Source organism: Chromobacterium amazonense (genome assembly GCF_001855565.1).
In the GTDB taxonomy this organism is placed as follows: Bacteria; Pseudomonadota; Gammaproteobacteria; order Burkholderiales; family Chromobacteriaceae; genus Chromobacterium; species Chromobacterium amazonense.
Genome location: NZ_MKCR01000007.1, coordinates 25,912 through 40,834, shown reverse-complemented (window position 1 = coordinate 40,834; position 14,923 = coordinate 25,912). Strand labels below are relative to the sequence as shown.

General features: G+C 52.3%; 16 protein-coding genes. 5 read left to right on the top strand and 11 right to left on the bottom strand.

What is annotated here, in order from left to right; translation table 11 throughout:
• Positions 1 to 3 precede the first annotated feature (3 nt).
• From BI343_RS05555 to galE, 7 genes are all read right to left on the bottom strand, one after another.
• Positions 4 to 888, bottom strand: a complete 885-nt coding sequence (locus tag BI343_RS05555; protein WP_280513317.1) for an IS3 family transposase — start codon at positions 886 to 888, stop codon at positions 4 to 6.
• Positions 889 to 923: 35 nt separating this feature from the next.
• Positions 924 to 1,214 carry a DUF1153 domain-containing protein gene (locus BI343_RS05550; RefSeq protein WP_071108980.1) on the bottom strand — a complete coding sequence of 97 codons (291 nt, stop codon included), beginning with the start codon at positions 1,212 to 1,214 and terminating at the stop codon, positions 924 to 926.
• Between the two features lie 107 nt (positions 1,215 to 1,321).
• Positions 1,322 to 2,260 carry a glycosyltransferase family protein gene (locus BI343_RS19560; RefSeq protein ID WP_139165655.1) on the bottom strand — a complete coding sequence of 313 codons (939 nt, stop codon included), beginning with the start codon at positions 2,258 to 2,260 and terminating at the stop codon, positions 1,322 to 1,324.
• 157 nt (positions 2,261 to 2,417) lie between these two features.
• Complete coding sequence (locus BI343_RS19235) at positions 2,418 to 3,722, bottom strand: oligosaccharide flippase family protein (protein WP_169828986.1); 1,305 nt, start codon at positions 3,720 to 3,722, stop codon at positions 2,418 to 2,420.
• Entirely contained in the window at positions 3,722 to 4,840 is a 1,119-nt protein-coding gene (gene wecB, locus BI343_RS19230; RefSeq protein WP_083340825.1) for a non-hydrolyzing UDP-N-acetylglucosamine 2-epimerase, read from the bottom strand. The genes BI343_RS19235 and wecB overlap by 1 nt, the downstream gene beginning before the upstream one ends.
• Before the next feature lies 1 nt (position 4,841).
• A complete protein-coding gene (locus tag BI343_RS05540; RefSeq protein ID WP_071108978.1) occupies positions 4,842 to 5,114 on the bottom strand; it encodes a hypothetical protein in 273 nt (90 codons plus the stop codon).
• Between the two features lie 15 nt (positions 5,115 to 5,129).
• The gene (gene galE, locus BI343_RS05535; protein WP_071108977.1) at positions 5,130 to 6,134 is read right to left on the bottom strand and encodes a UDP-glucose 4-epimerase GalE; all 1,005 of its coding nucleotides are present in this window, start codon (positions 6,132 to 6,134) and stop codon (positions 5,130 to 5,132) included.
• A gap of 201 nt (positions 6,135 to 6,335) precedes the next feature.
• Here galE and BI343_RS05530 point away from each other — a divergent pair, with 201 nt between their 5' ends.
• From BI343_RS05530 to groL, 3 genes are all read left to right on the top strand, one after another.
• Positions 6,336 to 7,442 (top strand): MraY family glycosyltransferase, encoded by a 1,107-nt coding sequence (locus BI343_RS05530; protein ID WP_083340824.1) that lies wholly within the window; start codon positions 6,336 to 6,338, stop codon positions 7,440 to 7,442.
• A 164-nt stretch (positions 7,443 to 7,606) separates the two neighbouring features.
• Positions 7,607 to 7,894 carry a co-chaperone GroES gene (gene groES / locus BI343_RS05525; RefSeq protein WP_043620205.1) on the top strand — a complete coding sequence of 96 codons (288 nt, stop codon included), beginning with the start codon at positions 7,607 to 7,609 and terminating at the stop codon, positions 7,892 to 7,894.
• Between the two features lie 48 nt (positions 7,895 to 7,942).
• On the top strand, positions 7,943 to 9,586 hold the full coding sequence (gene groL / locus BI343_RS05520; RefSeq protein WP_071108976.1) for a chaperonin GroEL: 1,644 nt from the start codon (positions 7,943 to 7,945) through the stop codon (positions 9,584 to 9,586).
• Positions 9,587 to 9,686: 100 nt separating this feature from the next.
• Here groL and rfbC read toward each other — a convergent pair whose 3' ends face one another.
• The 4 genes from rfbC to rfbB are packed head-to-tail and all read right to left on the bottom strand — an operon-like array spanning position 9,687 to position 13,156.
• Complete coding sequence (gene rfbC / locus BI343_RS05515) at positions 9,687 to 10,229, bottom strand: dTDP-4-dehydrorhamnose 3,5-epimerase (RefSeq protein ID WP_071108975.1); 543 nt, start codon at positions 10,227 to 10,229, stop codon at positions 9,687 to 9,689.
• Between the two features lie 51 nt (positions 10,230 to 10,280).
• Complete coding sequence (rfbA, locus tag BI343_RS05510) at positions 10,281 to 11,168, bottom strand: glucose-1-phosphate thymidylyltransferase RfbA (protein WP_071108974.1); 888 nt, start codon at positions 11,166 to 11,168, stop codon at positions 10,281 to 10,283.
• 12 nt (positions 11,169 to 11,180) lie between these two features.
• Complete coding sequence (gene rfbD / locus BI343_RS05505) at positions 11,181 to 12,092, bottom strand: dTDP-4-dehydrorhamnose reductase (protein ID WP_071108973.1); 912 nt, start codon at positions 12,090 to 12,092, stop codon at positions 11,181 to 11,183.
• Positions 12,089 to 13,156 (bottom strand): dTDP-glucose 4,6-dehydratase, encoded by a 1,068-nt coding sequence (rfbB, locus tag BI343_RS05500; RefSeq protein WP_071108972.1) that lies wholly within the window; start codon positions 13,154 to 13,156, stop codon positions 12,089 to 12,091. The genes rfbD and rfbB overlap by 4 nt, the downstream gene beginning before the upstream one ends.
• Positions 13,157 to 13,470: 314 nt before the next feature.
• Between rfbB and BI343_RS05495 the strand changes: the two genes are divergently transcribed.
• Entirely contained in the window at positions 13,471 to 14,217 is a 747-nt protein-coding gene (locus tag BI343_RS05495) for a Nif3-like dinuclear metal center hexameric protein (RefSeq protein WP_071108971.1), read from the top strand.
• Positions 14,218 to 14,331: 114 nt separating this feature from the next.
• Complete coding sequence (gene petA, locus BI343_RS05490; protein ID WP_043620226.1) at positions 14,332 to 14,916, top strand: ubiquinol-cytochrome c reductase iron-sulfur subunit; 585 nt, start codon at positions 14,332 to 14,334, stop codon at positions 14,914 to 14,916.
• Positions 14,917 to 14,923: the final 7 nt, after the last annotated feature.

Genomic DNA, 14,923 nt, shown 5'->3' with positions numbered 1-14,923 from the left:
CATTCATTCTATCAGTCTGGCCCTTGGTGGATTTGTGCAACAAAGCCTCATAAATAGGTTCTTAAATTTGGTGAGTGTGTAATGACCCAGCACTTTCTGCTCAGGCCAGGCTGCTAATTGATATGCCATCGCCGGCGTTTTCATCCCTAAGGTCTGGTGGGGACGCCGGTGGTTGTAGAACCCGATCCAGTCTGCAATGACACGGCTAGCGTGCGTCAGGCTTTCAAACCGATGACGGTGAACGCATTGCTCTTTCAACGTCCGGATCACCCGCTCTACCATGCCGTTCTGTTCTGGCGTATATGGCGTGATGAACTCTTGCTGCAAGCCGTAGCTCCTCACCAATGCCGTGTAGTTCCGACTGGTAAAGACCAAACCGTTATCGCTTCTCAGCAAGAACTTCTCCGGCACACGCCCTAGGCAGCCAAATCGACTGATGAGCGCATGCTCAAGTGCCGATTCGGCTGTCTTCGACTTGCCGCTGCGTGACAAATGCCAGCCAAGCAACTCCCGGGTACAACAGTCAATCACCAGCGCCAGGTGACTCCAGCCATCCTTTCCCGACCAGATACGGCACAGATCGGTGGCCCAACGCTCATTTGGCCGCTTCGCTACCGAAGGCAATGCTTGCACACGCGGGCGGAAGCCCACCGCGCGTTTTTTCACCTGCCAGCCCTTGAGCTGAAAGAGCCGTCGCACCGTGTTCTTGTTCAAACCCAGAAGGCCCGCGACCGTTCGATAGCCGAATGAAGGATTTTCCTCGAGCATCGCCTTGATCGGCGCGACGAAGCGCTGCTGGAGTTTGGGCTCAGCCTTCTGCTCACGGTAATACACCGTGCGCCGCGGGATGCCAAACCAACGGCACAAGGAGCTGACCGGAACCCGGATGCCATCTTCAGCCAGTCCCTGCCGAACGGACTCGATTACTTGTCGTCCTCGCCCAACAGGGACTGTAATTTTTTTCTGGCACGTAACTCCAGCATGACTTCGCCATACGCCTCTTGGAGGTCCTTGATCTGTTTCTCGTACTGCTCGCGGATCCCCATCGGTTTGGCCCGCAGCGCATTCTCCATGCCGCGCTTGGCCTCATCGACCCATTCTTCGACTTCTGATGGCGTCAGGTCAAAGGACCGAGAAGCCTCGGCCACGGTGGTCTTGCCCTGAATGATTTCCATCACCAGAGCGGCTTTGCGCTTGGCGGTCCAACGTTTGATTTCTTCTTCACATGGTTATACTCATCACATGCTCCTGTGTGAATTATGATCTGAGCAGGCTTTTAGTGGGTCATTACAAGTGGCGGGTTGGATTTTTAATAAAATTATTAAGAGTTAATTAAATCGGTTATCTTTTTTTTAAAATTTTCGATAGAATACAGCTCTGAAAATAGAGCAGAGTATGCTTTGTACAAATCTCTGGCATCAAGGATTTTTTCGTTAAATAGTAAAACTTCAGAAGCTGCTTCGTCTAAATCAGAGGATATTTTCAAGAAATATTCGGTATGAATGTCATTGGTGAAGCCGATTGATTTACTCACGATAGGAATGGTGCCTACTGACAAATAAGAGTTAATTTTAGTTGGAGTTGATACTATATTGACGATGGAATCATCTCTTACAACAAACCCATATTTGTATTTTGAAATTTCGTAATCAATCTCTTCTAATGGAACCGAGCTAACCAAAGCATTTTCCACACCATATGCTTCGAGCTTTTTATGAGCCGTAGCAATATCAGCCGTAAATATTGCCAATGATGCATTTGGCATATTTTTCTGGATCCGTATGAATAATGCTAACATATCATCAATGCATTGCCATTTTGACATGCTACCGGCATATACAAAACTAGGGGTGCTATACTTTGAAATGTTCCATTTGTCAAAATTTAAAATGTTTTTATTGAAGCAGGCTTGAATAATATAGTTATTAGGAGAAATGTTATACTTCTTTTTGTAATGATCAAGCATGCTTTGTGATACAAATATCTTGATATCGGCTGTTTTTAATGCAAAATATTCAAGTATATTCCATATCAAGCATGTTACAAAATTACTTCCAATCATTCTAGCTTCCTCAGGTCGAATGCCTTGAAACCAGACAATGTGCTTTTTTTTGAAGTTCTTTACCTTGGCAAACAGAAATGCAAGGGCTTCTATTGTAAGAATTGAGTTGGTATTATTTCTACCAGCTTCCAATATGGCCTCTATATATTCTTTTGTTGCTGGATTAATGTCGGCTTTGTTTCTGTAAAATTTGTCCATATCTTCTTGTAAGATTTTACGTGTTTAAGTTAATAGTGCCTTCATGTCCATCATCAATAATACACATGCGGCAGCGTTGAACGTGTGCAAAGCTACTATGCACAAAACAATCAGTTCATAGCATTTATCTTAATATAATTGTTTGTCCATGCAAAAATTAATAATAGTGGGCTAACTTGGCTGTTCTTTTTTTAAGCATATTGTAAGCAAAAAGGCTCCAAAAAACATGCATTATGTAGGCAATGGCCATTGCAAACATAATACCAGTCGCCCCATGATGAACCATGAGGAAAGAAAGGGAAATGTATGCAATAGCCCAACCAAGATTCATTATAAAGCCGATCCACATTTTTTCCTGGGCTGCTAAAGCTTGAGCTACTGGTATGGATATGGCGTAAATAACTGCTGTAAAGGATGATATTTCTAATGGTGTAGAATTGGAAAAGTCTCTGCCATACCAACTCATTACTATTGAGCTTAAGGTAGCTATCGGAAGTGAAACTGAGAGAGCAGATAGTATATTTATTAGCAATGATGCTTTAAAATTTCTTGATGCTTTATCTTTAACCAAAATTGGCAATAATGCTCTACCTATAATATTGGGAAGAAATATGGCAATATTAAACCATTGCATCGCAATTCCCAATGTGGCAACATCTGAATAACTATTGCTGTCAAAGTGTACAAGCAGTGTTTGGCAAACCCAGTGCGTAGGCGTAACAAGTACTGAGGACAGTAATGCTGGTAATGCAAAATCGCGTAAAACTTTCCATTCTTGAAGGGATTTTTTTATAAATCTAAACGGTGCTCTATATTTAATGCTCTTCTTGCAAAATAAACTACTGATAGATAATTGAATGATTGCGGAGACTAACATTGATATGGCAACGCCCAGAATTCCAAATTTAATGGCGAGGATGGCTATTATTGGGATGCTTGGTATGCATCCCAATAATGAGCTATAAGCAAAGTCTCTATATTTTGACAAACCAATTAAAATGCTTTTTTTGTAGTTGTCAATAGAGATAATGGGTATGGCAAATGCGGAAATGAACAATGGTGATGAAATTTCTGGGGATTTCAAAATATTAACTGCAATAAAATCATGTTGGAATCCTATTATCATGGATAAAAACACGCCAATCACTAATAATGCTATTTCAGCTAGGGTAAGAATATTAATTAATCGCTCGGGCGAACTGTCTTTGAGAGCGGCCACATATCTTGTGGCGGTGATGCCAATACCCAGTCCTGCAAAAATACCAATGGTGGAAGTTGTGCTTTGAAGTAAGACAAGTTGCCCGTACGCTTCTTTACCAATTATTCGAGCAGCAATAATTTGGGATAGGATGTTTACGCCATTTGTTGCTATTGAGCCGACGCCACACCAAAAGGCGCTATTTAAAAGTGGGGCTCGCATTAATTTTTCTAGTTTTTGTGCTTGAGAGATAATTCGTTGCATCATTTCTCTCTAATAATCCAGTTAACAATTTTTCTTGCGGAAAAACCATCTCCATATGGATTGTGGGACTGACTCATCAGAAGATACGAATTTTCATTCTCAAGAAGATCAATCGTATTTCTCACGATACTATCAACGCTGGTCCCAACTAGTTTTACCGTGCCTGCTTCAATTGCTTCCGGCCTTTCAGTCGTGTCTCTTAATACTAAAACTGGCTTCCCAAGTGTAGGTGCTTCTTCTTGTATTCCTCCTGAGTCTGTTAGAATTATATATGATTTGTTCATTAGGTGAACGAATGGAAGATAGTCCAGCGGGGGGGTCAAGAAAATATTTTCAATATCCCCAATAATTCTATTGACAGGCTCTTGTACATTTGGATTTAAATGGACTGGGTAGACAATTTGCACATTATTATTTTTGCTAATTATTTTTAGTGAGTGGCAAATATTTTCAAAGCCCTCCCCAAAATTTTCTCTGCGATGCCCTGTCACGAGAACAATTTTCTTTAAGGGGTCAAGTGTGGGTAGTGTTTTGTCAAGAGCATGTGTAAGAGATTCATTTTGAGCAATAATGTCGATTGCCATTTTAAGTGAATCAATTACTGTATTCCCAGTAACTTCAATGCGATTGGGATTGACTCCTTCTGAAAGTAAATTATTTTTTGCGGTCAATGTTGGTGCGAAGTGATAATGAGCGAGGGAGCTCGTTAGTTTTCTATTTATTTCTTCAGGCCAGGGAGAGTAAATGTTGTGGCTTCTTAAACCCGCTTCGATATGAGCAACCCTAATTTTTGCATAATAGGCTGCTAAGCTGGTTGCTAAGGTTGTTGTTGTGTCTCCGTGAACTAAAATTAGATCAGGCTTTAAATTTTTAATAATTTCTTTTAGACCGGTCAGGCATCTAGTGGTAATGTCAGTTAAATCTTGACCTGGTTGCATCAGATTTAAATCATAGTCTGGCTTGATTTTAAATAGATCTAAAACCTGGTCGAGCATCTCCCGGTGCTGTGCTGTAACACAAACTTTCGTTGAGATATTATTGTACTTTTTTAATTCTTTAATAATGGGAGCCATTTTTATGGCTTCCGGGCGTGTGCCAAAAACTGTTAAAATAATCATTTTATTGCAAGAACTCGGAGTTAATTAAGGGGGGGGCGTAATAATTGTTTATTTTATATATTACTTCGGTAGGTAGCCGGCCCACTGGAGCCCGGTTGTCGATGCTGCCGTGTGCGAAAATGTGGCGCGGGTCGTACATCACCGATCGCAAGGTTTCGAGATTGCCGGCGTAGGTTAGCGTGTCCAGGTTGACGATGGTTTCATCGCGACCCTCCAACCAGTCGAGGACGAAGTTGTCGCTGATGAAGTCGGCACCACTGGTTACAAGAATCATATTGTGATTTCCAAATCAATAGCCGTTGGGGTTTTGGCTTTGCCAGCGCCAGCTGTCTCGGCACATGGCATCCAGCCCTTTTTCTGCTTTCCAGCCGAGTAGGCGCTCTGCCTCGCAAGGAGAGGCCCAGCATTCGGCGATGTCGCCGGCGCGGCGCGGCGCGATATTGTAGGGGATGGGGCGGCCGCTGTGGGTTTTGAAGGCGCGCACCATATCGAGTACGGAATAGCCTTGACCGGTACCCAGGTTGACAGTGAGCAAGCTGCCCTTGGTTTGCAGGGCATCAAGCGCTTTGAGATGTCCCTTGGCCAGATCCACGACGTGGATGTAATCCCGCACCCCTGTGCCATCGTGGGTGGGGTAATCGTTGCCAAATATTTGCAGTGCTTTGCGCTTGCCAATAGCCACTTGGCTGATGAACGGCATCAGATTATTGGGGATACCATTGGGGTCTTCGCCGATCTGGCCACTTTCATGCGCGCCGACTGGGTTGAAATAGCGTAGCAAGGCGATGTTCCAATCAGGCTCCGATTTGCTGAAATCCCGCAGCATGTCTTCTACCATCAGCTTGCTGCGACCGTAGGGATTTGTTGCGGAGAGTGGGAAATCCTCGCGGATCGGGACGGATGCGGGGTTGCCGTAAACGGTTGCAGATGAGCTGAATACCAAGGTCTTGACATGGTGCTTGCGCATAGCCTGAAGCAGGCGCAAGGTGCCGTTCACATTGTTGTCGTAGTATTCCAGCGGTTTTTCCACCGATTCGCCGACAGCTTTGAGCCCCGCGAAGTGAATGACAGCTTGGATCGGGTGAGAGAACGCACCGGATAGCGCAGCGTGGTCGCGGATGTCGCCTTGGATGAAGGTCAGTTGCCTGCCAGTTAGCGCCTGCACGCGCTTGAGCGACTCTGCCTTGCTGTTGCAGAGGTTGTCTAGCACAACCACGTCGTAGCCCGCTTCAAGCAGCTCCAGGCAGGTGTGGGAGCCGATGTAACCGGCGCCGCCAGTAACTAGGATTGTCATTCTTTAGTGTCCGAAATCGGTAAGCAGTAACTGCGCTGCATGTGAAGCTAGGCAGCATTTCAAGATCATGTTGGTTGGTTATTGTTACATGAAAGCGATGGCTTGAAAATGCTGCACCGCCTACAATGTGAAACTCAATCTAGGACGCTGTTGGATGGCATGGGCATCTCTGCCGCCTGTGGAAAATAAAAAAGGCATCGTATGTTACAAATATTATTGTTGGCCACGTTCCTATCTCTGCTCGTGGGGGTGTTTCTGATCCACTTCTCCCATCTGCATGAACGCTTCTCGGCGGATCATGATCTGGGAGGGGTGCAGAAGTTCCATGCCCATCCCGTGCCGCGCATCGGTGGGGTGCCGATGGCTGCGGGTTTGGTGGCGGGTTGTAGTTTGTTGGCTTGGTTGCTGCAGGATGCTTGGACCTTACTGTTGCTGGTTGTGGCCTTGCCGGCTTTTGGTGCGGGGATATGCGAGGATGTAACCAAGAAGGTGGGGCCCTTGCCCCGTCTGTTGGCCACGTTTGTGGCGGCTGCACTTGGTTATTTTGTTCTTGGCGCAAGCTTGCAGCGCTTGGATATCCCATTGTTGGATGGTTTGTTGTCACAGTTCTGGGTGCTATCCCTGCTGCTGACGGTTGTGGCGGTGGGCGGTGTGGCGCATGCGGTCAATATTATCGATGGCTACAACGGCTTGTCTGGCGTGGTGTCCATCTTCATCTTCCTGGCGATGGCGTATGTCGCTTTCAAGGTACAGGATGCGGCCTTGATGGGAGTTTGTTTTGCCATGGTGGGGGCGATTGCCGGTTTCTTGTTCTGGAATTTCCCGCGCGGTCTGATCTTCGCCGGTGACGGCGGCGCTTACTTGGTCGGTTTCATGATTGCAGAGGTTTCGGTGCTGTTGGTGGCTCGTCATCCGCAGGTTTCACCTTGGTTTCCGTTGCTGTGTGTGATCTATCCTGTGTTTGAAACTTTGTACTCGATTTATCGGAAGAAGTTCCTGCGTGGGATGTCCCCCGGCATGCCGGATGGACTGCATTTGCACATGCTGATCTACAAGCGGCTGGTTCGTTGGATGGTAGGGTCTAAGGACTCTGGCCACATGACCATGCGCAACAGTCTGACTTCCCCCTATCTATGGGCACTGTCTTCGGTGTCGGTGGCACCGGCGATGTTGTTCTGGCAGGACACCGGGGTACTGATGACTTTTTGCGCCTTGTTCGCAATGTGCTATGTCTACCTTTACCGCATGATCGTCCGCTTCCGTACGCCACGCTGGTTGGTGCTGCGGCGGGTTCGCCGGGAAAGCTGATCTGTCAAAGAGCGCCTTGAGCGCTCTTTGCATTTCTGCCTCTTGAAAACGGCGGGGGGCGTCCCTATTATTAGCACTCGCAACAGCCGAGTGCTAAGCTCTCGGCTGACAACCAACACATCCTGATGTTCAACTCTCAACAGCCAATGTTACAGGAGAGATCCATGGCAATTCGTCCTTTGCACGACCGTGTTGTTATCAAGCGCCTCGAGGCTGAAGAAAAGACCGCTTCCGGCATCGTTCTGCCGGGTGCCGCGGCTGAGAAGCCGGACATGGGCGAGGTTCTGGCCGTCGGTAACGGCAAGATCCTGGAAAATGGCGAGCGCCGCCCGCTGGAGCTGAAGAAGGGCGACAAGGTCATCTTCGGCAAGTATTCCGGGCAGACCGTCAAGGTAGACGGCGAAGAAGTCCTCGTGATGCGCGAGGAAGACATCATGGGCATCGTTGAGTAAGTCTCCGACCCATCCCGCACTTCAAACACCGAATTCTGGAGATTAAGAATGGCTGCTAAAGACGTAAAGTTTGGCGACTCCGCTCGCACCAAGATGGTAAACGGCGTCAACATCCTGGCTGATGCCGTCAAGGTTACCCTGGGTCCGAAAGGCCGCAACGTGGTGCTGGACCGCTCCTTCGGCGCGCCGACCATCACCAAGGATGGCGTGTCCGTGGCCAAGGAAATCGAACTGAAAGACAAGTTCGAGAACATGGGCGCGCAGATGGTGAAGGAAGTGGCTTCCAAGACTTCCGACGTGGCTGGCGACGGCACCACCACCGCCACTGTGCTGGCGCAAGCCATCGTGCAGGAAGGCATGAAGTATGTCGCCGCCGGCATGAACCCGATGGACCTGAAGCGCGGCATCGACAAGGCTGTTATCTCCCTGGTGGGTGAGATCGCCAAGATCGCCAAGCCGTGCGCCACCACCAAGGAAATCGCTCAAGTTGGCTCCATCTCCGCCAACTCCGATTCCGACATCGGTGAAATCATCGCCAGCGCCATGGAAAAAGTGGGCAAGGAAGGCGTAATCACCGTCGAAGACGGCAAGAGCCTGAACAACGAGCTGGATGTGGTGGAAGGCATGCAGTTCGATCGCGGCTACCTGTCCCCGTACTTCATCAACAATCAAGACAAGCAGATCGCTGCGCTGGACAATCCGTTCATCCTGCTGTTCGACAAGAAGATCTCCAACATCCGCGACCTGCTGCCGGTACTGGAGCAAGTAGCCAAATCCGGCCGTCCGCTGCTGATCATCGCGGAAGATGTGGAAGGCGAGGCCCTGGCTACCCTGGTGGTGAACACCATTCGCGGCATCCTGAAGGTCGTTGCCGTCAAGGCCCCGGGTTTTGGCGACCGTCGCAAGGCCATGCTGCAAGACATCGCTGTGCTGACTGGCGGCACCGTGATCGCCGAAGAAGTGGGCCTGACCCTCGAAAAAGCTTCCCTGGACATGCTGGGCCAAGCCAAGCGCGTGGAAGTGGGCAAGGAAAACACCACCATCATCGATGGCGCCGGCGAAGCTGCCACCATCCAGGCTCGCGTGGGTGAAATCCGCAAGCAGATCGAAGAAGCCACCTCCGACTACGACCGCGAGAAGCTGCAAGAGCGCGTGGCCAAGCTGGCCGGCGGCGTTGCCGTGATCAAGGTTGGCGCTGCTACCGAAGTGGAAATGAAAGAGAAGAAGGCTCGCGTGGAAGATGCGCTGCACGCTACCCGCGCTGCGGTTGAAGAAGGCGTGGTTGCCGGCGGCGGCGTGGCCCTGCTGCGCGCCCGCGCTTCGCTGGACAGCCTGAAGACCGACAACGCCGAACAAGAAGCGGGCGTGAAGATCGTGCTGCGCGCCATCGAAGCCCCGCTGCGCCAGATCGTCAAGAACGCTGGCGACGAGCCGTCCGTTGTGGTGAACAAGGTGCTGGAAGGCAAGGGCAACTTCGGTTACAACGCCGCCAGCGGCGAATACGGCGACATGCTGGAAATGGGCGTGCTGGATCCGGCCAAGGTCACCCGCTCCGCTCTGCAGCACGCCGCTTCCGTAGCTGGCCTGATGCTGACCACCGACTGCATGATCGCTGAACTGCCGGAAGACAAGCCGGCTGCTGGCGGCATGCCGGACATGGGCGGCATGGGTGGCATGGGCGGCATGATGTAATCAGCTGCTGATGAGCCGGCAGCCTTAGTGCTGCTGGCATCATTAGGAAAACGGCCTGGATAGCGTTGCTGTCCGGGCCGTTTTCTTTTATCAAACGATTTTAGGCGCCAAGCGAAGTAAACAATGGAGCCTCCTGATCTTTGGCTGACAGTACAGGTGGTTGCTGTAGCGGCCAGTCTATCGCCAGCGTTGGGTCGTTCCAGGCGATGGCGCGTTCAAGATCCTTGAACCAGTAATCGGTAGTTTTGTACAAGAATTCGGTGTCATCGAGCAGAGTGACAAAGCCATGGGCAAAGCCAGGCGGAATCCATAATTGGCGTTTATTGTCAGCGCTAAGCTCGACGCCAACCCATCGGCCGTAGGTCGGCGATTGCAGTCGGATGTCAACGGCGACGTCAAACACCGCGCCGGCTGCCACGCGCACCAGCTTGCCTTGGGCATGCGGATCCAGCTGGTAGTGCAAGCCGCGCAGCACGCCCTTGGCTGAGCGGCTGTGGTTGTCTTGCACGAACTCTACGGAATAGCCGACGGCCTCTTCAAATTTCTTTTGATTGAAGCTCTCAAAAAAGAAGCCGCGCGCGTCGCCAAATACGGCAGGCTCGATGATTTTGACATCTGGGATGGCGGTATCGATCACATTCATGGAAAACAGTCCTGATGCTGCAGGTTATTTTTGCCGCAGCGCGCGCTTGAGTTAGTAAGTGGTGTGTTCCAACATGGCGAGCAGGTAGCGGCCATAGCCGGTTTTTTGCAAGGGCTGCGCCAGTTTTTTGACTTGTTCGCCGTTTATCCAGCCGCTGCGGTAAGCGATTTCTTCCGGGCAAGCTACTTTGAGCCCTTGGCGGCTTTCAATGGTGGCGATGAATTGGCTGGCTTCCAGCATCGATTCATGGGTGCCGGTATCGAGCCAGGCATAGCCGCGGCCCATGGTTTGCACGTCGAGCGAGCCTTGTTGCAGATAAACGTTGTTGACGTCGGTGATTTCCAGTTCGCCCCGTGCCGAGGGCTGGATGGTTTTGGCGATGTCGACGACCTGTTCATCGTAGAAATACAGGCCGGTTACCGCATAGTGCGATTTGGGCTGTTTGGGTTTTTCTTCGATAGACAGGGCTTTGCCATCGACATCGAATTCGACGACGCCATAACGCTCGGGATCGTTTACGCGGTAAGCGAACACGCTGGCGCCGCTGCACTTTTCGTTGGCTTTTTGCAGTAAACCGGAGAAATCGTGGCCATAAAAGATGTTGTCGCCCAACACTAGGGTAGAGGGCGCTCCGTCTAGGAAGCGTTCGCCGATCAAAAAGGCTTGCGCCAAGCCATCCGGACTCGCTTGCACGGCATATCCTAGGTTGATGCCCCACTGATTGCCATCGCCCAGCAACTGTTGGAAGCGAGGGGTGTCTTGCGGCGTGGAGATGATCAGGATGTCCTGGATTCCGGCCAGCATTAGCGTGGTCAGCGGATAGTAAATCATCGGCTTGTCGTAGATCGGCAGCAGCTGTTTGCTGACCGCAATGGTGGCCGGGTACAGACGGGTGCCGGAGCCGCCGGCGAGGATGATGCCTTTGCGAGCCTTGCTCATCTTGGAATCCTTTTAATTCTGTTGTGTCTGCCGTTGTTGCCACAGGGTGGCGAGCGCCATGTCGACGCCGTATTGCCATGTCTGCAAGTTGATGCCGAAGCCGCGCTGCAGCTTGCCGCAATCAAGGCGCGAATTGGCCGGGCGCTTGGCCGGCAGCGGGTACGCTTCCGTCGGGATGCCATATACAGCGTCTGCAGTGAGCGTTAGCGGAAAGCCGAGCTTGCCTGCTTGGCCGATCAGATATTGGGCATAGCCATGCCAGCTGGTTTCGCCGGCCGCCGCCAGATGATAAGTACCGAAGGGGCTGTGCTCACCATCGGCGAGGTAGCGTTGGATCATCAGCGCGGTGGTGTCGGCGATCAGAGCGGCCGAGGTCGGCGCGCCGATCTGGTCGGCGACTATTTTCAATTCCGATCGTTCGCCAGCCAAACGCAGCATGGTCTTGAGGAAGTTGGTGCCATGCGCGCCGAATACCCAACTGGTGCGCAGGATCAGATGGCGCGGCGTCGCCGCCCGCACCGCCTGTTCGCCTTGCCATTTGCTGAGGCCATATACTGATTGCGGATCGGCGGCGTCGTCTTCGCGCCAAGGCGCCGTGCCGCTGCCGTTGAATACGTAGTCGGTGGAGTAATGCACCAGCAAGGCACCGTGTTGCTCAGCCCATCGCGCGAGAATGCCCGGCGCAACAGCGTTGATGGCATGAGCCAGTTCGGGTTCGGACTCGGCCTTGTCGACAGCGGTATAGGCGGCAGGATTGACGATGATGTCGGGGCGCAGTTCATCCAGAAGTACTGGGACGGCGTTGGCCTTCGTCAGGTCCATTCCTTCGCGGTCCAATGCAACCAGCTCGCCCAGCGGCGCCAGCGCGCGCATCAGCTCGTGGCCGACCTGCCCATTCTTGCCGGTAATCAGGATGCGCGTCATGCCGGTTGGCCGTAGTGTTGGTCTATCCAGTCGCGATAGTGGCCGCTGCTGACGTTGTCCACCCATTGGTCGTTGGCCAGATACCATTCCACCGTTTTGCGGATGCCGCTGTCAAAGGTCTCCGCCGGTTTCCAGCCCAGCTCGCGTTCCAGCTTGCGCGCATCGATGGCGTAGCGGCGGTCGTGGCCGGGGCGGTCTTGCACGAACGTGATCTGCGTAGCGTAGCGGGCGCCATCGGCGCGCGGCTTCAGCTCGTCCAGAATGGCGCAGATGGTGTTGACCACCTCCAGATTGGCCTTTTCGTTCCAGCCGCCGACATTATAGGTTTCGCCAAGCGTGCCGGCTTCCAGCACGCGGCGGATGGCGCTGCAATGATCTTTCACGTACAGCCAGTCGCGCACCTGTTGGCCGTCGCCGTAAATCGGCAGCGGCTTGCCGGCCAGGGCGTTGAGAATCACCAGCGGGATCAGTTTTTCCGGGAAATGGTAGGGGCCATAGTTATTGCTGCAGTTGGTGGTGAGCACCGGCAAGCCATAAGTGTGGTGCCAGGCGCGCACCAGATGGTCCGACGCCGCCTTGGAGGCAGAGTAGGGACTGTTCGGCTCATATCGGTTGGTTTCTGCGAATGGCGGGTCTTCCGGCGACAATGCGCCGTAGACTTCGTCGGTGGAGACGTGCAGGAAACGGAAGGCGGCCTGGCGCTCGGCGTCTAAGCCATTCCAATAGCCGCGCACGCTTTCCAGCAGATTGAAGGTGCCGACGATATTGGTTTGGATGAAGTCGCCGGGTCCGTGGATGGAGCGGTCGACATGGCTTTCCGCCGCGAAATTGATCACGGCGCGCGGCTGGTGTTGCGCCAGCAGTTTTTCGACAAGCCCGCGGTCGCCGATGCTGCCGTGAACAAACACATGTTTGGCGTTATCTTTCAGCGAAGCCAGCGTATCGAGATTGCCGGCATAGGTCAGCGCATCAATATTGACCACGGTTTCGTCCTGGCTGGCCAGCCAGTCGAGTACGAAATTGCCGCCGATAAAGCCGGCGCCGCCGGTTACGAGAATAGTCATGCAATATACCTAATCTCTAGGTTGCTAATGTCAAGCATGCTTCATCCGCTTGCTCTGGCTGGCGGTGCATCATTGTGAGCGGCCGCGGCCTTGGCTGAGCAGAAGGGCATTCTGTCGAGAAGAGAAATTTTGTAAGCAAAAATTTTGCAGCCGCATGGTATCTGAAGACAGGGGCGCTAAGGCAGGGCTGAATTGAGAGTACCATCTACTGCTGTTAATTTTAGCGGTTTTGTCGATGCTTCGGCAAAGCTTGCATATTGCGACGGAGTGCTGACAAATCCATTACGATCGCCAATATTACGGGAATGAAGTCAATGCAATTAAAAGAATTGATGTCCGCACTGGATGTGCTGCTGGAACCCCGGCGTTACAAGGACTACGCGCCGAATGGCCTGCAAGTGGAAGGCCGGGCCGAGGTCGGCAAGATTGTAACCGGCGTGACGGCTTCGCAAGCCTTGATCGAGGCGGCGATCGAACGCGGCGCCGGTGCCATCCTGGTGCATCACGGCTATTTCTGGAAAGGCGAGGATGCCGGCATCTGCGGCATGAAAAGACAGCGCATTCGCAGCTTGCTGCAGCATGACATCAGCCTGCTTGCCTATCATCTGCCGCTGGATGGCCACCCTCAGTTGGGTAATAACGCCAGCCTGGGCAGCGTGCTGGGCTTCGAGGCGCAAGGGCAGGCCGGCGAGCAAGACCTGCTGTGGCACGGCTGTTGGGCGGCAGGCGACGATGCCGCTGCGCTGAATGCGCATATTTCGTCTATTCTGGGCAGAAGCGCTCTGTTGCTGGGGCGGGCCGACAAGCCGGTGCGGCGGGTCGCCTGGTGCACCGGCGGCGCCCAGGGTTTTTTCGCCGACGCCATCTCGCTGGGCGTGGACGCTTTCATCACCGGCGAGGCATCGGAACAGAATTATCACATGGCGATGGAAAGCGATGTCGCATTCATCGCTGCAGGCCATCATGCAACAGAGCGCTATGGCATTCAATCGCTCGGTGAGCATTTAATGAAATCAACAGGCATAAAAGTGGAATTTATTGATATAAATAACCCTGTTTGAGATGCTTTGGCGCGTAAATGACAATTTATTTGCATGGATGCTTCAAGTCCCTACTAGTAATCGGGTAAAATCTGGCAGTTTAGGGCTCGATTTCCACGATTGAGGATGACTGTAATGAGTGAACAGCAAGTCGATACGGGGCGCCGTCGTTTTCTGACGGTCGCTTCCAGCGCTGTTGGAGGGGTTGCGGTGGTTGGCGCGGCCACGCCGTTTTTGATGAGCTTTTTCCCGTCGGAACGGGCGAAGGCAGCGGGGGCGCCGGTTGAAGTCGATATCGGCAAGATTGAACTGGGGCAGAAAATCAACGTTGAATGGCGCGGCAAGCCGGTATGGATTCTCAGCCGCACGCCGGAGCAACTGAAGAATCTGCCGAAGAACGATCCCAAGCTGGTCGATCCGACATCCGATGCCGAACAACAGCCAGCTTATTGCAAGAACGAGCACCGCTCGATCAAGCCGCAGTATCTGGTGGCGGTCGGGATTTGCACCCACTTGGGCTGTTCGCCGACCTTCCGGCCCGATCTGGCGCCCGCCGACCTGGGGCCGGACTGGCTGGGCGGCTTCTACTGCCCATGCCACGGCTCCAAGTTCGACCTGGCTGCCCGCGTGTTCAAGGGGGTACCGGCGCCGAAGAATCTGGAGATTCCCCCGCACAAGTATCTGTCCGACACCCGTCTGCTGATCGGCGACGACAAATAAGCTGAGG

Bases quoted from the DNA above. Each gene is read 5' to 3' on its own strand.
- rfbC (WP_071108975.1), bottom strand. From the start codon at position 10,229: ATGAATGTGATCGATACCGCCATCCCAGATGTCAAAATCATCGAGCCT.
- BI343_RS05540 (WP_071108978.1), bottom strand. From the start codon at position 5,114: ATGATTCTTGTAACCAGTGGTGCCGACTTCATCAGCGACAACTTCGTC.
- rfbB (WP_071108972.1), bottom strand. From the start codon at position 13,156: ATGACTATTCTCGTAACCGGCGGCGCCGGCTTTATCGGCGGCAATTTC.
- BI343_RS19235 (WP_169828986.1), bottom strand. From the start codon at position 3,722: ATGCAACGAATTATCTCTCAAGCACAAAAACTAGAAAAATTAATGCGA.
- BI343_RS05495 (WP_071108971.1), top strand. From the start codon at position 13,471: ATGCAATTAAAAGAATTGATGTCCGCACTGGATGTGCTGCTGGAACCC.
- rfbA (WP_071108974.1), bottom strand. From the start codon at position 11,168: ATGAGCAAGGCTCGCAAAGGCATCATCCTCGCCGGCGGCTCCGGCACC.
- BI343_RS05530 (WP_083340824.1), top strand. From the start codon at position 6,336: ATGTTACAAATATTATTGTTGGCCACGTTCCTATCTCTGCTCGTGGGG.
- BI343_RS19560 (WP_139165655.1), bottom strand. From the start codon at position 2,260: ATGGACAAATTTTACAGAAACAAAGCCGACATTAATCCAGCAACAAAA.
- groL (WP_071108976.1), top strand. From the start codon at position 7,943: ATGGCTGCTAAAGACGTAAAGTTTGGCGACTCCGCTCGCACCAAGATG.
- wecB (WP_083340825.1), bottom strand. From the start codon at position 4,840: ATGATTATTTTAACAGTTTTTGGCACACGCCCGGAAGCCATAAAAATG.
- galE (WP_071108977.1), bottom strand. From the start codon at position 6,134: ATGACAATCCTAGTTACTGGCGGCGCCGGTTACATCGGCTCCCACACC.
- groES (WP_043620205.1), top strand. From the start codon at position 7,607: ATGGCAATTCGTCCTTTGCACGACCGTGTTGTTATCAAGCGCCTCGAG.
- petA (WP_043620226.1), top strand. From the start codon at position 14,332: ATGAGTGAACAGCAAGTCGATACGGGGCGCCGTCGTTTTCTGACGGTC.
- rfbD (WP_071108973.1), bottom strand. From the start codon at position 12,092: ATGACGCGCATCCTGATTACCGGCAAGAATGGGCAGGTCGGCCACGAG.